Annotated in this window: 14 protein-coding genes; 7 read left to right on the top strand and 7 right to left on the bottom strand. The window is 47.7% G+C overall.

What is annotated here, in order from left to right; translation table 11 throughout:
- Positions 1-24 precede the first annotated feature (24 nt).
- Entirely contained in the window at positions 25-939 is a 915-nt protein-coding gene (locus tag A8O23_RS09870; protein WP_066620295.1) for a hypothetical protein, read from the top strand.
- Positions 940-1,196: 257 nt separating this feature from the next.
- Positions 1,197-1,625 (top strand): hypothetical protein, encoded by a 429-nt coding sequence (locus tag A8O23_RS09865; RefSeq protein WP_066620292.1) that lies wholly within the window; start codon positions 1,197-1,199, stop codon positions 1,623-1,625.
- A 133-nt stretch (positions 1,626-1,758) separates the two neighbouring features.
- Here the strand turns inward: A8O23_RS09865 and htpG are convergent, their stop codons facing one another.
- Positions 1,759-3,585, bottom strand: coding sequence for a molecular chaperone HtpG (htpG, locus tag A8O23_RS09860; protein WP_066620289.1), 1,827 nt, complete (start codon positions 3,583-3,585; stop codon positions 1,759-1,761).
- 519 nt (positions 3,586-4,104) lie between these two features.
- Between htpG and A8O23_RS09855 the strand changes: the two genes are divergently transcribed.
- The 3 genes from A8O23_RS09855 to A8O23_RS09845 all read left to right on the top strand — a co-directional run bounded on the left by A8O23_RS09855 (position 4,105) and on the right by A8O23_RS09845 (position 7,571).
- Positions 4,105-4,434: a hypothetical protein gene (locus tag A8O23_RS09855; protein ID WP_153042149.1), complete on the top strand. Its 330-nt coding sequence runs from the start codon at positions 4,105-4,107 to the stop codon at positions 4,432-4,434.
- Between the two features lie 173 nt (positions 4,435-4,607).
- On the top strand, positions 4,608-7,001 hold the full coding sequence (locus tag A8O23_RS09850; protein WP_153042148.1) for a TonB-dependent receptor: 2,394 nt from the start codon (positions 4,608-4,610) through the stop codon (positions 6,999-7,001).
- 12 nt (positions 7,002-7,013) lie between these two features.
- Complete coding sequence (locus A8O23_RS09845; protein WP_066620278.1) at positions 7,014-7,571, top strand: hypothetical protein; 558 nt, start codon at positions 7,014-7,016, stop codon at positions 7,569-7,571.
- 132 nt (positions 7,572-7,703) lie between these two features.
- Here A8O23_RS09845 and fbaA read toward each other — a convergent pair whose 3' ends face one another.
- Positions 7,704-8,768 (bottom strand): class II fructose-bisphosphate aldolase, encoded by a 1,065-nt coding sequence (gene fbaA, locus A8O23_RS09840; RefSeq protein WP_066620275.1) that lies wholly within the window; start codon positions 8,766-8,768, stop codon positions 7,704-7,706.
- 52 nt (positions 8,769-8,820) lie between these two features.
- Complete coding sequence (locus tag A8O23_RS09835) at positions 8,821-9,102, bottom strand: 2TM domain-containing protein (protein WP_066620272.1); 282 nt, start codon at positions 9,100-9,102, stop codon at positions 8,821-8,823.
- 483 nt (positions 9,103-9,585) lie between these two features.
- Between A8O23_RS09835 and A8O23_RS21570 the strand changes: the two genes are divergently transcribed.
- Positions 9,586-9,729: a hypothetical protein gene (locus tag A8O23_RS21570; RefSeq protein ID WP_161486716.1), complete on the top strand. Its 144-nt coding sequence runs from the start codon at positions 9,586-9,588 to the stop codon at positions 9,727-9,729.
- A 187-nt stretch (positions 9,730-9,916) separates the two neighbouring features.
- Positions 9,917-12,784, top strand: coding sequence for a DNA polymerase I (gene polA, locus A8O23_RS09830; RefSeq protein ID WP_066620269.1), 2,868 nt, complete (start codon positions 9,917-9,919; stop codon positions 12,782-12,784).
- A 102-nt stretch (positions 12,785-12,886) separates the two neighbouring features.
- Here polA and A8O23_RS09825 read toward each other — a convergent pair whose 3' ends face one another.
- The 4 genes from A8O23_RS09825 to A8O23_RS09810 form a co-directional block, all read right to left on the bottom strand.
- Entirely contained in the window at positions 12,887-13,300 is a 414-nt protein-coding gene (locus tag A8O23_RS09825; protein WP_161486715.1) for a lipocalin-like domain-containing protein, read from the bottom strand.
- A 117-nt stretch (positions 13,301-13,417) separates the two neighbouring features.
- Entirely contained in the window at positions 13,418-13,873 is a 456-nt protein-coding gene (locus A8O23_RS09820; RefSeq protein ID WP_066620265.1) for a lipocalin-like domain-containing protein, read from the bottom strand.
- 125 nt (positions 13,874-13,998) lie between these two features.
- A complete protein-coding gene (locus tag A8O23_RS09815) occupies positions 13,999-15,438 on the bottom strand; it encodes an SGNH/GDSL hydrolase family protein (protein WP_066620262.1) in 1,440 nt (479 codons plus the stop codon).
- A 22-nt stretch (positions 15,439-15,460) separates the two neighbouring features.
- Complete coding sequence (locus A8O23_RS09810; protein ID WP_066620258.1) at positions 15,461-16,708, bottom strand: OmpP1/FadL family transporter; 1,248 nt, start codon at positions 16,706-16,708, stop codon at positions 15,461-15,463.
- Positions 16,709-16,886 lie beyond the last annotated feature (178 nt).

Below are 16,886 nucleotides of genomic sequence, written 5' to 3'. Positions count from 1 at the left end.
GTTTTCAGCTAGCTTAACTATCAGATGAAAGATTCCTTTTATATACTATTAACCGCACTTCTAATTTTTGGAAGCTGTCAGCAGAAGTCAAAAAATACCGAACAAGGTACCCAAGCTCCTGCCCAAGTGCGTCAAGAGGAGCAAAGTATTCTACATCCATTACTGGCCGAATATGGGCAGTTTTTAACTAGATTAGACAGTGGCAAAGTAGAGAACATGTCTGTTGCCGCTGAGAAATATAAGGAGCTGTTTAAGGGGCAAAATACCTCTTTAGCTGATTCTGGCTACGTGCTGTTTGAAAAGTTTTATAACCGTGTGGACAATACTATTAATGAAAATTATAACGAGGAGAAATATGATTCTCTGGTAATACATCAAGGTCTGTCTAAATCACTTCAAAAGTCAAAGGAGTTGAGAACCTATGATAGACATTTGAATAAGAACGGTTTTAAGCTCGCTATGACTGAAGGGATTACTTATTTAAAGCAGGACAGGAATTTTGTAAAGAAGCATTTTTACACCTTTCTAAGTCCTGTTTTAAAGGTCTACCTTTCCAAATTAAATAAAGAAAACATAGAAGGTTTTGCCGATGATGCCAGTTTAACCATAGCGCCAAGGCAGTTAGCAGATCGTGTTATTTGGTGGGAAGATTTTGTAAAAGCAAATCCTGAATTTATTCTTGTGGAAGAAGCCAAGGAAAATGTACAGGATTACTTAACCACGCTTTTAGTAGGAATGGATAATACCCCTGTGCTTGAGCATGGAGATAATAGGTTGAATTCATATTACGCAGAAGCCTATCATTATCTACTAAAGGAAAGGCCAAATTCAAAAGCAGCCAAAGCTGTCAAGCCTTACTTCCAGGCGCTCCAGAACGCTGATACACTTAGGGCGAATGTTTTATTGAAGCAGTATCAGGAATTAGGAATCATTGATTAGTTAATGGCTAATTAGTAATAAACCAAAAGAGGCCGGTAAACTTGCGTTTCCGGCCTCTTTTTATAAAAACAGCGCCAAAACAATTCTCCCATCTTAGCCACACATATTCTAAGAGTTGCCAGTTAAGCACTTTCCTCGCGTTGTGCAAAGCATAAATACGCCTAAACTTCAGCTAAAATTATTCGATTCTACACATTTATAGGTATTGTTTATATTTAAATTATTCTATTTATTTGGAGTTAACCTAAACTAATTTTATGAAAAAAGTCTTACCCATCTTACTGATTGGCCTTCTTTTGAGTCAGGTCGTAGAGGTATTAGAGTATTTTTTAACAGATCCTTCCCTTCCAGCTAATGGTAGTGATTTTACAAAAAATGATATTGTCGGCCTTGTTTTCTTAGTACTAAGTTTAGCCGTTTATGTGGGAGTTGCTTATTTCCTGGCAAACCATGTAAACCTAGGCGTTACCATTCTGTTAATGCTACTGCTTTTATTGGTTGATACTCTTATTTCTGAAAATTTAACCATAAAAATAGCAGACTCACAAGGTTTGCCAAGAGTAGAAAGTGGGCTTGAAACATCTACTGAGTATCTTATCATGGCAGCTATGGGACTAATAACTGCATTAATTGGATATGGCATAAACAGAATGAGAAGAAAAAGACAAAGTGTAGCTACTGTCTAATTCTCTTTCCAGAACTGGAAATGAGCTAAAGGTCACAAGTTAAGGCAAGAAAGATCATAGTTTCAGTAACCAAAAGAGGCCGGTAAACTTACGTTTCCGGCCTCTTTTCATAAAAACAACGCTAAAACAACTTCTATTCTTTGTCAATCAGTTCCACGCTGCGTTTCACGAAGGCCGTTAAGGCAGCACCCGTCAGCATGTTCTGCGATAGCAGGGCTAGGTCATAAGCCTGCTTGGCAATTTTCTCGCCGCGCTCATCAGAGTTTTTCAGGATGCGGTGGTTGATGGGGTGGTTGGCGTTTACGGTGACGGTGTACATGTCTGGCAGGTCGCCCATCATCATCATGCCGCCGCCGCCCATGCGGTTCATGTCTTTCATGCGGCGCATGAACTCAGGCAGCGTAATGATCACTGGCTGGTCATCTGGACTCAAAGCATCTACTGCCACAGTCATGTTCTGGTTAGAGATAGCCTTTTCGAAGAGCTCTTTCAGGCGTTTGCTTTCGTCTTCAGACAGCACGCTCTCTGGCTTGGCATCGGTCTCAATAAGCTTGTCAATGGTATCAGCGTCCACACGTTTTAGAGTGGTTTTCTCCAGCTTCTGCTCCAGCTGACCTATGAAGTGCGGGTCAATCATGTGATCCAGCTTCACCACGTCATAGTTGCGGTTCTTGGCGGTTTCAATGAAAGCGTGCTGCTTCTCAGCGTCATTGGTATACAGAATTACCAGGTTGCCGTTTTTGTCGGTTTGGTTCGCCTGTACATAGTTGCGGTACTCTTCTAAAGTGTAGAATTTCTCGTCGGTGCTTTGCAGCAGCGCGAAGTCTTTGGCTTTCTCGTAGAACTTGTCGTCTGAGAGCATGCCGTACTTCACAAACACCGCAATGTCGTTCCACTTCTCTTCATAGGCGGCGCGGTCTTTTTTGTAGATTTCGTTCAGCTTGTCAGCCACCTTACGGGTGATGTAGGTGTTGATTTTCTTCACGTTGGCATCGGCCTGCAAGAACGAGCGGCTCACGTTCAGCGGAATGTCCGGTGAGTCAATCACGCCGTGCAACAGCATCAGGAACTCCGGCACCACATCTTTCACCTCGTCGGTGATGAACACCTGGCGGCTGTAGAGCTGGATTTTGTTTTTCTGGAAATCAAACTCATTCTTCACCTTCGGGAAGTAAAGAATACCCGTGAGGTTAAACGGATAGTCCACATTTAGGTGAATCCAGAACAGCGGGTCCTCTGAGAACGGATACAGTTCTTTGTAGAAGTTCTTGTAATCCTCGTCAGTCAGGTCAGACGGAGATTTGGTCCAGATCGGGTTCGGGTTATTGATGGTCTCACCATTGAACTCCACCGGAATAGGCAAGAACTTGCAGTATTTGTTCAGGATGGTCTGCAGACGCGCCTCTTCCAAGAATTCTTCAGAATCTTCAGCAATGTTCAGAATAACATCCGTTCCACGCTCAGTCCTAGAGCCAGAAGTGATGGTGAATTCGGTAGAACCGTCACAGGTCCAGTGCGCAGGCTCCGCTCCGTCTTGGTGCGACAAAGTGTCAATCTCCACTGTGCTGGCCACCATAAACGCCGAGTAGAAACCAAGGCCGAACTGACCGATGATTTGGCTCTTGTCGGCGTTGGAATCTTTGTAGCGCTCTACAAACTCGGTAGCGCCAGAGAAGGCAATCTGGTTGATATATTTCTTGATCTCCTCAGCGGTCATTCCTATCCCGTTGTCCGAGATGATGATCTGCTTCTTCTCCTTGTCTACCTTCACGGTCACCTTCAGCTCGCCCAAGTCGCCTTTCAGCTCTCCAATGCTGCTGAGGCTTTTGGCTTTCTGGCTCGCGTCAACCGCGTTAGAAACCAACTCACGCAAGAAAATCTCGTGGTCTGAGTACAAGAACTTCTTGATGATGGGGAAAATGTTCTCGGTGTGAATCGAAATCGTGCCTTTTTCTTCCATTTCTACTTTATATCGATGTGTGTTAAAAACTTTGTTTTCTCTCTCTTTTTCGGCTGCGCCGATGCTCTGTTTTTAGCTTATTTTTCAGAAAACAGGCCAGAAACAGAAAATTAGCTACTTCTTCGTCCCCCTTTGAAGGGGGTAGGGGGATGATTACTCGTGCTGAATTACTCAAGCAGAATCTTCATTCCAGAAATTCATTCCCTCCCGTTTCATTGCTGTTGCTGATGGTTCTTCTCCAGTCTTCATCATCCCGGGCCTTCAAAGGGAGACATATCAGGAATGGCTAGTTTTTCTTTCTATGTCACGGAAGTAATTTCCACGCCATTGCTGAAAACAAACAACAATGAACAATCAACAATTTTAAAACAATCAGCAACTAACAATTCTCCAGTAGGCAAAAGCTGTTCCATCAGTCATTAAAATGACAGGATGTCAGCTTCTGATAAAGCAAAAGCGGCAGGATTTTAGCTGTAGCTACAAACGTTTCGTATATTTGCCTGAATCTTTGGATAAGACGTGCGAAATTTCACTAGGTATAGCGCCCTTTTTCTGCTGCTGCTGTTTGCGCGGGTCATGACCCCGAACGAACTGCTGCTGCAATTGCACGCGCACGAACATACCGAGGAAATTGCCCTTGATGAGTCGCAGACGCACGTTGGGGTAAAGCACACGCACTGCGAAACCGATAACCTTTTTCATGCGCCGTTCCAGCCAGCTGAAGCGGTAAGCCTTCCTGCTCCGTTAACCTTTGAAACTCCTTTTGGTGCCGCTGCGCCCCAATCCGGATATATTACTTCTACTTCTCAGCAGCACCTTCGCGGTCCGCCCGCAGCGCAACTTTCCTAGTTTTTTCCTCAGGAACGAATGGCTCTGCCGTTCTGTAAACTCCTGTTTTAGGGCTGTTTTCTGAAAAACAGGCTGAAACGGAAGTCTGTACCTGAGGAACTGTTTGGAGGATTTCCTCCTGTTTTTCCATTTCCTATTTTCTTACTGAGTTGCGCAAAAACTTTAAATATATTGTGCTGCTACTGCTGTGCGTTGGCTTTTGGCCTACAGGAAACAGCTGGGCTCAGAGTGGACCCGTTCCTCCGGCTTTAACGGAGGTGCTGTCAGACGCTGACTGCGGCATTACACTTTCCGGCACCATCACCGACCATGAGAACCGAAGTTCCATTGTAGGCGCTACCGTGGTGCTAGAAGGGCGTGAGAACGTGCAGCACATCAGCGTTTCTGATGCCAACGGGCATTATCATTTCCATGACCTGTGCCCGGGTCCGTACCGGCTAGAGGTGCGGTACGTGGGATATAACACGGAGCGGCTGGAGAAAAACTTCCGGGGACCGGAGGTAGTTAATTTCCGGCTGCACCCAGACATTTTGCTGTTACGGAGCGTGGAGGTGCGTGGCGCCAAGCTGCCCGAAGAAACAACCCAGGCCAGCAATGAACTGAGTGGCCGTGAACTAGCCCAGACCCATGGCCAGTCGCTGGCGCAGAGCCTGGAGCGGCTCACGGGGCTTTCCAGCCTGCAGACTGGGCCAAGCATTGCCAAACCCGTTATTCACGGTTTGCACAGCAACCGCATATTGGTCATGAACAATGGCGTGCGTCACGAGGCCCAGCAATGGGGTTCTGAGCATGCTCCCGAAATTGACCCATTTGTGGCCAACCAGCTTACCGTGGTAAAGGGTGCCGCTGGCGTGCGCTACGGCGCCGATGCCATTGGCGGAGTTATTCTGGTGCAGCCTAAACCACTCCGTGACTCAGCGGGCATAGGCGGTGAGCTTAACCTGGTAGGCGTAAGCAACAACCGGCAGGGCGTAATGAGTGCCATGGTAGAAGGCAATACCGCTGCTTTGCCACCTTTCAGCTGGCGACTGCAAGGCTCACTCAAGAAAGCCGGCAACAGCAAAGCCCCAGATTATTTCCTGGACAACACCGGCTACACCGAGCGTAACTTCTCGGCGGCAGCTGGTTGGCGAAAAGAGCGGTACGGTACTGAGGTATTCTTCAGTCAGTTTCATACTAAGCTGGGGGTGTTCTCGGCCTCGCACGTGGGTAACCTCACGGATATCAAGAACGCTATTGAACGCGGTGAGCCTGAAAACCCCGGTGACTTCACCTATGCCATAGAGCGGCCTTACCAGCTGGTGACGCATAATCTGTTAAAGCTAAACGGGTTCAGGCGCACTGGTACAATGGGCAAGCTGAGCTTTATGTATTCGGGGCAGTTAAACCGCCGTGAAGAATATGATAATCACTCAGACGCTAACCGCCCTGAGCTTCGGTTCAGCATTCAGACGCACACCGGCGAGGTGCTATGGGAGCATGCCCCGTTCCTGAATTTAACCGGGAGCATTGGGGCTAGCTATTTGTACCAGTTCAACCAGTTTAGCGGGCGTTTCTTTATTCCGGAATATGACACCTACACCGGTGGCTTGTTTCTGATTGAGCGCTGGCAGAAAAACCGCTTACAGTTAGAAGCGGGGCTACGGTACGACTACCGGGTGCTGGAGGCCAGTATGCTGCGCCGCAACACCCCGCAACGCACCGGAGACTATGACCTGGATAATGAATTGCTTACCCCACGGCACACCTTCCAGAACCTGACCGGAACCCTAGGCGCTATTTATGATTTTGGTCCCCATTTTCACATACGCCTGAATGCAGGCTCAGCCTGGCGATCACCAACAGCTAGTGAGTTATACAGCAACGGTATTCACCACGGCACCGGAACGTATGAGTATGGAAATGCCGCCTTGGGTGTAGAACGGGGCTACAACTTTATGGCTACGGTGGGCTATGTGCAAAACAAGCGCCTGAACGGCGAGGTAAGTGTGTACCGCAACTACATAGACAACTACATTTACCTGGAGCCTGACCCAGAGCCTACGCTTACCATTAGAGGTGCATTTTTGACAGCCCGGCAGCGGCAAACAAACGCCACCATGACGGGCCTTGACTTAAATGCGACATATCAGTTCACTGATCGGTTAATGCTGGAAAGCAAGACCTCTTTGGTGCGGGGCTTTAACCGTACGGCTAATGAGTACCTGATCTGGATTCCTGCTGACCGCTTCACCAACAGCCTGCGCTATGAGTTGGATAAGCTGGGGCAGCGGGGGCAATTCAGCCAGAACTTCTTCGCCGTAGGCGGCACCTACGTGGCCAGGCAGCGCTTTGTGCCAGACAATTACCTGCTCCGCGATTATGCCATGCCACCGGCAGGTTACTTCCTGCTGCACGCTGAGGCGGGAACAACGCTGCAGGTGGGTAACCATCAGGTAGAAATCGGGCTCATAGGCCGAAATCTCCTCAACACTTCTTACCGAGATTATTTAAACCGTTTCCGGTACTACGCCGATGAGGTAGGCCGGAACATTACTTTAAGAGTCAGTATTCCTTTTAACCTTTAAACTTCGAAAGAAATGAAATCATATTTGAAATTTCCCCTTGCCCTTTTTGCTTCTGTAGCCTTGCTTTTTACTTCTTGCGGTCATGACGACGACCATGATCACGACCACGAAGGTGAACTGATCACTACCCTGCGCCTGAACATGGTGCCGGCAGACGGCGGTACCCCTGTGGTTGCCACTTTCCGTGATATTGATGGCCCCGGCGGACAGGCTCCTACACAAGACAAAATCGTGCTGAAGCAGGGCGTGTCTTACAACACCACCATAGAAGTACTGAATGAATCTAAAACTCCGGCAGAAGACTTAACTTCTGAGATTGAAAGCGAGGGCCATGAGCACATGTTCTTCTTTTTACCCATGAATGGGTTGGATGTTAGCGTGCAGTACCTAGATTACGACCGAAACAACCTGCCTATTGGGCTTGAAACCATTATTACTGCCAATTCTGTTAGTAATGGCCGGTTTATCGTTACGCTGAAGCACCAGCCGGGCACTAAATCTACCACCAGTACTTCCAGCACCGGAGCAACTGATATTGAAGTTAACTTTGAGGCGCAGGTAGTAAACTAAGGTGCACTTGTGATCTGTTTTCGGCCTTTTTTTTGAAAAACAAGCCGAAAACGCACTAATAAAAAGAGCTGGCTCAAATTAATGAGCCAGCTCTTTTTGTTTAGACGCCTGTGTAGCGTTATAAAATATAGATTAGTTACGGTCTAATGCGTTCAAATCTTCAAAAGCCTCTTTCAAACGGGCAATGAAAGTTTCTTCGCCTTTGCGTAGCCAAACGCGCGGGTCATAGTATTTTTTGTTAGGGCTGTCTTCGCCTTCAGGGTTTCCGATCTGGCCTTGCAAATAATCTTTTTTGTCTTCGTAGAAGTTTTTGATGCCGTCCCAGAACGCCCATTGCATGTCAGTGTCAATGTTCATTTTAATGGCGCCGTACTCAATAGCTTCAGTAATTTTCTCTTTCTCAGAGCCAGAACCACCGTGGAATACAAAGTTCACTGGGTTAGGACCAGTGCCGTATTTCTGCTGGATGTATTCCTGAGAGTTTTTCAAGATCTCTGGACGAAGCTCAACGTTACCTGGCTTGTACACGCCGTGTACGTTTCCGAAGGCCGCAGCAATGGTAAAGCGGTCACTGATTTTCTTCAGTTCTTCGTAGGCGTGAGCCACGTGCTCAGGCTGGGTGTACAGGTGCTCGCTGTCCACGTCAGAGTTGTCAACGCCGTCTTCCTCGCCACCGGTTACGCCTAATTCAATTTCAATCATCATGCCCAGCTTCTCCATGCGTTGCAGGTAGCTAGAGCAGGTTCTTACGTTTTCTTCCAGTTCTTCTTCTGAAAGATCTAACATGTGTGAGCTGAACAAAGGCTTGCCGTGCTGTGCATGGTATTTCTCGCCGGCATCTAACAGGCCGTCAATCCAAGGAAGAAGTTTGCGGGCGGCGTGGTCAGTGTGCAGAACCACAGGTACGCCATACGCTTCAGCCATTAAATGCACGTGGTGTGCACCAGAGATAGCACCAGCAATGGCAGAGGCCTGGCCTTCGTTTTTCAGGCTTTTGCCAGCATAAAACTGAGCACCACTGTTAGAGAACTGAATGATAACTGGTGAATTGACAGCCTTGGCTGTTTCTAGTACCGCATTGATAGAGTTGGTGCCAATAACGTTTACGGCTGGCAACGCGAAGTTATTTTCGTTAGCGTACTTATATAAGTCCTGTACTTCATCTCCGTACAGAACCCCAGATCTAAATTTAGCCATGGGTTAGTTTTGTTTGGTCTACAAGCAAAACTAATTAAATAATTGGTTAGTTCTAGCGTTTCTTCTTGTTAGCTAACTTCTCGTATTCCCGCTCAGCGGCATAATCATGGTTGCCATGGAAGGCATCATAGTAATTGAAAGCCACGCCAATGCCCCAGCCAAAGCTTACCCAGGCAGGCCAAGGTAAGCCCTCATACATAGAGGTGCCGGTACCGTTATAATACCATAGCGTCCATAAAAAGCCATTGACGATTAAGTAAGTGAAAAAATGCCGCCGGAACGCTACCCGCTTCTTGGCGATTTTCCATAAGGCTTTATCTTTTTCAGCTTCCATAGTTGAAAGGTATTATATAGTTAATATTAAATATATAAAAAATTTGTTAAACGTGCTCAAGAAAGGGAAAATCAATAGGTTGTGCCGTTGGTTTAGACTGTGGCAGAACCTTTAGGCGCAACAAATTTTTCTTTTGAGTGGGCATGCAATACCATCGGTATTGCCTAATCTGTACCAACTTTCCTCCTTAGCGCCTCCTGCGGGAGCGGGCAACGCAGTGCCAAGGGCACGCAGGCGCTTAGCGGGAGCACGAGACGCAGGTTCAATTTAGCAGTAGCCACTGCAGCTATGGAACAGCGCACATGGGCCAGGTGGTAAATTAACTGAAGCCCTTACTGTTTGAGCGGCAGCGAGTTTAAGGGCTTCTTGATTCTTTTGGTTACTTTTCTCATCAAGGAGAAAAGTGACAAACCCCAGCAGGGAGAGAAGCAGCTAGAAATTTAGCAAGAGAGGCAATGGGAGCAAATGCTCATTAAGTTGTTGATGAGAACACACAACAACGGCGGAGGGTACAGCGGGAGTAAAAGTGCTGGTAGAAGAAATGCGTCTTCGTTAGATCCTTCGGCTAGCGCTCAGGATGACCGGCAAAAAGAGAAGGATTTGGAATGCGTGGACCGGCTGGTGTAAACATCCCCCTTCGCCCCCTTCAAAGGGGGAGTGTCAAAAATGCGTATGTTTAAAATATGTGTTGCGGTTTCAGCCTATTTTTAAAAAAAAGAGTTCTAAAACAGAAACAAAACTTTCCACTTCCGCGGCAGTTAAAGATAAAAGAACCGTTGCAACACCGCAGCATTGCCCGTACCTTCGCTATACTATGAGTACACCAGATAAACGCCTGTTTCTCCTAGACGCCATGGCGCTCATTTACCGCGCCCACTTCGCGTTCAGCAAGAACCCCAGAATCAACTCCAAAGGCATGAATACCGGTGCCGCGTTGGGTTTCACCAACACCTTGGTAGACCTGCTCAACCGCGAAAAGCCTACGCACATTGGCGTGTGCTATGATGCGCCTTCCAAAACCTTCCGGCACGAGTCATTTGTAGAATACAAGGCCAACCGTCAGGCCATGCCTGAAGACATTGCCATTGCCATACCTTACGTGAAGAAAATTGTGGAGGCCTTTGGCATACCCGGCATGATGCTGGACGGCTACGAGGCCGATGACATTATTGGCACCCTCTCCTGCAAAGCCGAAAAAGCAGGGTATGACGTGTTCATGATGACGCCCGACAAAGATTACTACCAACTGGTGACCGACCATGTGTTTGTCTACAAGCCCGCATTCTTGGGCAACGCCATAGAAGTAATTGATACGCCCAAGGTGCTGGAGCGCTGGGAGATTGAGAACGTGAAGCAGGTCATTGACATTCTGGGCCTCATGGGCGATGCCGTGGATAACATACCAGGTATTCCGGGCATTGGTGAGAAAACCGCGAAGACGCTGATTCAACGGTTCGGGAGCGTGGAGAACCTCATTGCCAACGTGCACGAGCTGAAAGGCAAGCAGAAGGAGAACGTGGAGAAATTCGCGGAGCAGGGCCTCATGTCAAAAGAATTGGCCACCATTCACCTGGACGTGCCCATTGACTTTGACGAGGAGGGGCTGCGTTATGACGGACCAGACACGGAGAAACTGGCGGCGCTGTTTGACGAGCTGGAATTCCGGCAATTGGCCACGCGTGTGCTGGGTACCGCCTCACCGGCCGTTCCCAAACCTGTGAGCAACAAACCAACCGTGGGCAAGGGGGTAAAATCAAGTGTGCCCACGGGGCAAACCTCGTTGTTTGGAGGAGCTGAAGATACGGTGGCGCCTGAAGTTGGGGAGGCCTCTGAAACAGCTTTTGATGAGCTCACCCCACGGGTAAGAAAGACCATTGACACCACGCTGCACGAATACCATTTGCTGAATACGTCCGAGCAACGGCAACAGCTTTTGAAATACCTTAAGCTGCAGAAAGAAATCTCCTTCGACACCGAGACCACCAGCATTGACCCTATCACCGCACGTTTGGTAGGCATCTCGTTCTGTTATCTGCCCGGCGAGGCTTATTATATACCGGTTCCGCCGCAAGACGAGGAAGCCGCCTATGATCTAGTGCAGGAGTTCAAAGAGGTGCTGGAAAGCCCCAGCATTGTCAAAATAGGTCAGAACATTAAATATGATTTGGTGGTGCTGCAGCGCTACGGTGTTGATGTGCAGGGGCCATTATATGACACCATGCTAGCGCACTACCTGCTGGAGCCTGATATGCGCCATAACATGGACCTGCTGGCCGAAACATACCTGAACTACTCGCCTATTTCCATAGAAACGCTGCTGGGCAAAGGCAAGCACCAGCTCACCATGGACAAATTGCCGCCGCTGCAAGTGTATGAGTATGCCTGTGAAGACGCTGACATCACGCTGCAGCTTAAAAACTATTTTGACCCTCTTTTGGAAAAACAAGGCCTAAAACGCCTGTTCAATGAGGTAGAGAATCCGTTACTGGCTGTGTTAGGGCATATGGAGCGCGAAGGCGTGAGCATTGATGCCGAAGCCCTGGCCGAGTCTTCCATTGACCTGCAGCAGAATATTCAGGAGATAGAGCAGAAGATATTTGAGCACGCGGGCATGGAGTTTAACATAGGCTCGCCTAAGCAACTGGGCGAGGTGTTGTTTGACAAAATGCAGCTGGGCGGCAGCAAAATCAAGAAAACCAAAACCGGCCAGTACGCCACGGGCGAAGAGATTCTTTCTAAACTAGCCTTTGAGCACGAGATAGTGCAGCTCATACTGGACCACCGACAGCTGACAAAACTCAAGAGCACCTATGTAGACGCGCTTCCGCAGCTGGTTTGCGCGGAAGACAACCGCCTGCACACGTCTTACAACCAAGCCGTAGCAGCCACCGGACGTTTGAGCTCTACTAACCCCAACCTGCAGAACATACCCATCCGTACGGAGAAAGGCCGTGAAATCCGGAAGGCATTCGTGCCGCGTGATGCGAACCATGTGCTGCTCTCCGCGGATTATTCACAAATTGAGCTCAGAATCATGGCGCATTTCAGCAATGATGCCACCATGAAAGAGGCCTTCCAGAAGGGGCAGGATATTCACGCTTCTACCGCTGCCAAAGTGTTCCACGTGCCCGTGGAAGAGGTGACGTCAGACATGCGCCGGAAGGCCAAAACCATCAACTTCGGGATCATCTACGGAATCTCCGCCTTCGGCCTAGCCGAAAGACTGGCTATTCCGCGTAGAGAAGCCGCAGAGATTATTGAAGCCTATTTTCAGGAGTTCCCGGCGGTGAAGCAGTACATGGACAGCGCCATTAACGTAGCCCGGGAGCAGGAATACGTAGAAACGCTGTTGGGCAGGAGACGCTACCTCAGAGACATAAACTCACGTAACCAGAACATACGCGGCTACGCTGAACGCAACGCCATCAACGCACCAATTCAGGGCACGGCGGCAGACATTATTAAGATTGCCATGATCAACATTGACCAATGGCTACGCGAGGAGAAATTAGCCACCCGTATGATTCTGCAGGTGCATGACGAATTGGTATTTGACGTGCCCCGTGAAGAACTGGCCGTGGTGCAGCCCAAAATTGAAGAGCTCATGAAAACGGCTCTACCGCTCAGCGTGCCTATGGAAATTGGCTTGGGCACCGGCGAAAACTGGCTGGAGGCGCATTAATGTTTTTAACCTGTTTTGGCTAAAAGGGACCAAAAACAGAAGCGGGAGCCCTTGGGCTCCCGCTTCTGTTTTTGAAAGATTTTGCCCCGTAAGGCTGAGGCTTTATCTTGTTAAAGTATAGACGAAAAATAAGTTTCTGTTGTCTATTTGTCTTATGTGCTGCAGCCGCAGTGTAGTGGTAGTGGCCTCAAGCACTGTATAAGTTCTGGTTTCAGTAGGCTGACGCATCACTAACTGATCACCGGTCAAGCTCCAGGAGCCGGTTTCATATACCTGAGGTTCATTTTCCTCGCACTTTAAAGCACCTTCAGTTTTTTCATAGTAGCCGTTGCCTACAAAGCGCCACACATCATCTTGGTCGCACTCGTCTAAATTGCCATAGTAATCCATAGATTGGCCGTTTTCAGCATTGGCAACCAAACCGGAAATTTGCCAGTCACGGTTAGCTATGAAGCTGTTCAGATCTGTAACACTTTCTTCATCATCTTGGCATGAGAAAAAAATTAGAGTCGCCAATAGCAGAAAGAGTAATCGGAAAATCTTCTGTGCTAAAGAATTCTGATGGCTTGTGTAAAAATGTTTTAAGGTATTATACATAATGAAATCTAAACGGAGGGCAATGGCTGATTTATTTTACTGAGCACGCATGGCTAATTTTCCGCTTACTGGCACGCCCTGATAATCTTCTTTGAAAGTGCCTCTTAAAGAAGCGTCGGTTAATTCTGTGATATTTAGTTTTACTGTATTAGAGGGTAACCCTAAATTCAGTCCGGAAATGGTCATGACGTTGCCTTGCACACTCCAGGTGCCTTGGGTTTGCTGTGGATCATCTGAAGAGCACTTAGTGGCGCCTTCATCTACAATCAATACGCCGTTCTCTCTAAATTCAAAGTAATTATCTTTTTCACAATCCTCAAAATCAGCATAAGCATCTGATTCGCCTAAGAAAGTTTCAATTTTTAGTTCAGTGATTGCCCAGCGCTTGTTGGGTAATTTGGCCTGAGCGTCTAATTGGTTGTCGTCGTCGTTGCTGCAGGCAGACAAGCAAAGCAGCATCACTGCAAAAAAAGATGTGATAAGGTTTTTCATAAAATAATTAGTTGTGGCCTTGGCGGTAAATCTACTTAATCTATAGGTACAACTATACGAAAGTTGAAATAAAAAGGCCCAGCGCAATGGCTGGGCCTTTATTAGCTTGTGCTGGCAGGGGTTGATTAAGGTATCAATACTGCCCGAAATTGAGTTACATCAATGGTTGGGATCAAAGAACCATACTTTCTGTTGATTTCTTTGATCATTTGGTTGGCGATGATGGCATAGCCGGCAGGAGTTGGGTGCACCCCGTCTAATGAGAAGATATTACCGGTAATGAAAGCTGGAGAATATCTCACGCCGTTCAACATCAAGCCATTTTGTACGCTGTTGAAGAACTCATGTGCGTCAAACAGTGCCAGGTTGTGTGTATTGGCCTGAGCCTTGATAAAGGCATTGTAAGCATTAGTGGCGGTAGTAATTTCATTCTGCTCATCAGCATCTAACACCAATTGGCTAGGGATAGGATTGCCCCCGCTCACACCAAATAGTTGGGTGGTATCTAATCCGTGGTTCTGAATATAGTCTTTCACCTGCTGCTCTCTGGCAGCGGCATCAGTTGGGAATTTGGCTCTAGCCTGATCGCGCCAGTATTTACCAGTTTGAGTTCCTATTAGCCCTAAGTATCCGCTTGAGGTGAGTGTAAACAAAGCGGTACCGGAAGCACCTACTTTGATATCATCACGGGCAATAACTTTACGCTGCGCTCCGCTTTTGGTCAATACGACCAACTGGGTGACCTGAGCCGGTAAACTAGCTTTGAAGGTAGGGCCAACCGTGGTGAAGTAAGGAATAGAACGTACATCCGGAATGGTAGCCAAAATACCTTCGGCGGCTTGGTTTCTAGATAAGCCAGCCACCAGTTGAGAATAAATTGCTTCAAACTGCGGTACAGGCGTGATTCCACCAAACGGATTTGTCTGCTCTACCACACCGCCGTTGGTGGCGTAGCTCAATACATCGTTGTTCCCTAGCCATAAGGAGAAAAAGGTTGGCTGCGTTGCCACTACTTTCTGGATGTAGCTCCGCTGACCCACTTCACCATCTGGTAGCAACCGTTCAAAATACGGGTTGATGCCACCATATTGCGTCACTGCGCTGGAAAGCACAGACATGCCAGGCACTCCCCAGTTTTGGAAGTCGCCGGTGTATTTGGTTAGCATAGGCCCTCCAGGTAGAGGCGCTACGTTTGTTCTAACGGCCAAAGCATTCTGTTCACTCTGGATGATCGGTGAGCCAGATGAGGTAAAGCCGCTAAGCTTCAGATAGCCAGAGCCATTTCTTTGCTCATAGGGGAACAAAGGCTGGTTGAAACCGCCTCCGCCTACTTGAGAGAACTGGTAAGCCAGAATGTTAGGGTAAGAACTGATTTGGCCTTCCAGGTAAAGGCCACCGTCTTGAAATCCGGCTGTTAGCGAATTTCCAACGGCCACATATTTACTTAAGTCAAGATCGGCGCGGGTAAAAACCGTGTCGTCTTCTATTTCTGGGTCACAGCCGGCAAAAAGGAAAGAGGCAGAAAAGAAAGCCGCCAGACCAAGTTTGTGTACTATATTCTTCATGGTAATATGTCTCAAAGAAAAATTAGAATTTGTAGTTGATGCCTATTCCTGGTACATAGGCCACAGATTTAAATGTGCCTGGTACGCCGCCAGATTTGCTGGCATCATCGGTGCGTTGTTTTTTGTTCAGGTACAGGAAGGATGCATCCAGGTCTACTTTCTCGCTCAGAGCAATGGTAAGGCCAGCAGAAATTCCTCTTGAATCGGCATCAGGGGTCTCAGGAGTCAGGTAACCATTTTGTACCGGAGACTCATCATAATACGCACCGGCGCGGATGGTGAAGCTTTCACTTACTTCATACTGAGCACCTAAGCGATAGATAAACACATCTTTATAATTGCGGGGGCTCTCACTCGTTGTCATGCCAGGGCCACCAACGTTGCCGTTAAAGTCAAATTTTAAAGATTCGTAGGCGCTCCACTGTATGCGTTGAAGGTCAGCGGCAAGGGTCAGTTTTTCAGTAGGTTTGAAGCCTATACCCAGCGTAATGTTGGCCGGCAGAGGCAATTCAGCATTAAAACGATTGGCGCTGAAGTTGGCCCCAATAAGCGGAGAGCCAGGTAATCTATAGGTAACATCGCCTTCATCTACTTTCATGTCTACACGCGAGCGGTAGGTTAAACCAAACGAAAGCTGCTCGGTAGGAGCAAAGTACAGGCCTACGTTGTACCCGAAACCGGTAGCTCCGCCGTCTAACTCTAAACCGCTTTCATAGCCAAAGGTAGATACCAACGGAATGCTGCGTTGCAGGTTCACGCTACCGGTGGCAAATACAAAGCCAGCGCCAATGCCAAATTTCTCAGAAACGCGGTAGCTGACGGTAGGCTGAATAAAAATAGCGGTTAAACTAAGTTCATTTAACCCAAAGCGGCCCTGCCAGGTATTGCCCCAGTTAACGGAGCTGCCGTACGGGGTGTACACACCAATACCAAAGCGAAGAGGGCTTTCTTCTTTTCCGTATGAAGCATACACTTGAAAAGGCGTGCTCAGCGGGTTATTTGTTCTAGATTCAGAAATTCCCGGAGCGGGCTCACGGTATACTATTCTTGCATTCAGAGCACTTACTCCTAACTGTATGCCGTTCTGGCGTAAATGAGCCAATGCGCCAGGGTTGAAAAAGATGCTGCTATGGTCTAACGCCAGGCCAGTACCCGCATGGCCCATGCCTATCTGCTTTTGCCCTTGAAGGTTAGCCTGAAAGCCACCTGCGTTTGCTATCCCTGCCGAAAGCACGGCTCCGCCCAGAAAGGCTAAAAATTTACTCTTCATGCGTCTTCTGTTTAAAATAAAAGTATGTGCTTGTTGTGGATTTTGTAATCAAATATAGAAAAATAGAAGAGATATTTTCATAATGTTATGCATAGGCACTATCTTTTTTTTAAATAAATAAATCTTCTACCCAAACGACCCATTTGCCTAAAGGTTGGTTGCACCGGCGGCAGTTCAT

The organism is Rufibacter roseus, from assembly GCF_001647285.1.
GTDB lineage: Bacteria > Bacteroidota > Bacteroidia > Cytophagales > Hymenobacteraceae > Nibribacter > Nibribacter roseus.
This window is presented reverse-complemented; position numbering and strand designations above follow the sequence as displayed.